1 protein-coding gene is annotated in these 2369 nt (G+C 64.5%); it reads right to left on the bottom strand.

Going from position 1 to position 2369, the window contains the following annotated elements; genetic code table 11:
• Positions 1-30 precede the first annotated feature (30 nt).
• Complete coding sequence (locus tag ABGB08_RS54350; RefSeq protein ID WP_347608386.1) at positions 31-1806, bottom strand: reverse transcriptase domain-containing protein; 1776 nt, start codon at positions 1804-1806, stop codon at positions 31-33.
• Between the last annotated feature and the right edge of the window lie 563 nt (positions 1807-2369).

Raw genomic sequence — 2369 nt, 5'->3', positions numbered from 1 at the left:
CGCTTTCCGTAGCAGCTGGCTCTCCAGTGCTCATCGTGATCTGCGTGTGGGACGTCCGGCATGGATGTCCTCATGGCATACGCGACAGACGACAAGGGTCTTGCGGCGGCGTGAGGCCATGCGCGTGACCCAGTCGGGTTGCTGTCTCCGCCCCTTGGGGTTGAGGTCTTTGAGTGCCCTGATGTGGTGCACCTCGACCTGCTCCGTGGAATCGCATAATTCACAGACATCGGCCATGAGCCGTTGCACCAGCTCTGAGCGGTGGCTGTTCCATATGCGTGGCGGGTTGTCGTTGAGGGGCCGTGGTGTGATGTCCCGTGCCAGGCTGATGCCGCCCCATCGCGCTACCAGTGGCGGTCGCCCGCCGTCGCGGTCCAGGGTGACCTGGAGGCCACGGCGTGGACCGTGCTCGGTGTCGAGTACGGCGCGGTAGCGGCGGTAGACCTGTGGGACCGTGATCCGGTACTTGCGGGCCAGGGTCTTGGTCAGCGACCGTTCCATGACGTACTTCAGATAGCCGAGCCGGTGACGGTTGAACGCCAGCCGGTAGTACTCCGCGACACCCCGGAACTCGGCCTGGAACTGCGCGACGATACTGAAATCAGTATTGACGGTGCGTTCGGTGCGCCGGATCGGTCTGCCGTGGTGCAGGTAGGGCGCGCACTTGGCGCGGATTACGTCGAGCGGCACTTTCAGCCCGATCGCCGCGTTAATGCTGCGGTGACCGCGCTGGTCGCGCTTGTGGTCGGCGTGTAACACCACCAGCTCATAGCCGAGGAACCGGGCGGCTTGCGTCCGCCCGTGGGTGATCAAGGTCTTGGCCGGTGCCAGCTCCAGCGCGAGCTCTTCACGCAGGAACCGCCCGATCTCGGCCTTGATCTGTTCGGCTTCCTGCCGGGGACCGGTGAAGCCCAGCAGCCAATCATCGGCATATCGGCAATAGCGCAGCCGCCGGTAGGTCGGATCGTCGGGGTCGCGGGAGGGCATGGTCTTCATCTGCTTGCGCAGCGCCAGACCCGCCTTGCGCTCTCCGCTGTCCTCCAGCCTCCAGGCGCGTTGCCACAGCCGCATATATGGCCGGTAAGGCGTGCGTCGCGCTCCCCGGTTATGGGCAGGCAGCAGGATCTGCTCAGTGTATTTGTCCAACCGGTCCAGGTAGATGTTGGAAAGCACGGGCGAAACGACCCCGCCTTGCGGACAGCCGCTCAACGTGGCGTGGTAGCGCCAGTCCTCCAGATATCCGGCCTGGAGCAGTCCATCGATGAGGCGCAGGAACCGGCCGTCGTGGATCTTCTCGGCCAGGGTCGATCTCATGATCGAATGGCTTAGAGACCCGAAACAGTCGGTGATGTCGCCCTCGATGAACCACACCGTTCCGTGCCATTGGTGATAGATCTCCTGCAAGGCGGTGTGACAGCCGCGGCCTGGGCGGAATCCGTGGGAGCGGCCGGAAAACTGCGGCTCGTAGTACGCCTCCAAGATCAGGCGTAATACCTCTTGCAGCAGCTTGTCCGACCAGGTCGGCAACCCCAGTGGGCGCTTCTTCGACGAGTTCTTCTTGTCGATGTAGGTGCGCCGGACGGGGGTCCAACGGTAACGCTCCTGGCGGAGCACGTTGATGATCGCCTCGATCTTGCCGAGGTTCATGCCGTCCACGGTCTCGTGTGTGGCCCCGGGAGTCATCGCCCCCTTGTTGCGGTAGAGCTTTCCGTAGGCAAGCAGATACAGGTCCGGGTTGAACAAGCACCGGTAGACCCGCTCCAGCGGCAGTCCTCTCCTGCCGCGTTCACGAATGATCTCCAGCACGGTTACGGCCTCTCGCATCTCGCGTACCTCACCGTCCTTGTCGATCCGAGCACCTGGGTCCCTTCGCCCGTGCGGACGGCTCTCCCGTCCTCCCTGGCAGGGCGTGACTCCTGCGACTACTACGGACCCTCCGTGACCGTAGGGCTCGCGCCCCGTAGGCCATCCCGAATTCCTCTGTGCGCCAGACGTATCGAGCGTGACGTAGGCGTCCCGGTCCGTCCCCTTGAACGAGCTCGCTGCCCGTCGCCCGCCAGCCGGGAGAGTTCAGGGCGACGAAAGTCGGAATCGCCCCTATGCCGGCGGCCCCGACAACAGACGCCGTGTCGGGAGGTGTGAACGTTTGCACCGCTGGAGACTGGGTTTCAAGCAGTCTGGCTTTCGCCGTATCACGCGGGCCTTGCACGGCCGTGCCTTCGGCGTCTTCGCGGCATCCCGCGCTTTCCCGCCATGCTCTTGTCCCCTCCCGGTTTCCCGTTCAGGTAAGGCGGGTGGCCCAGAGGTCACCTCCTCCCGAACCTCTGCCCCCTGCGGGGGCGATCTGGCGCCGAGTTAGACGGCGCACA

The sequence above is a fragment of the Acrocarpospora sp. B8E8 genome, assembly GCF_039871605.1.
In the GTDB taxonomy this organism is placed as follows: domain Bacteria; phylum Actinomycetota; class Actinomycetes; order Streptosporangiales; family Streptosporangiaceae; genus Acrocarpospora; species Acrocarpospora macrocephala.
This window is presented reverse-complemented; position numbering and strand designations above follow the sequence as displayed.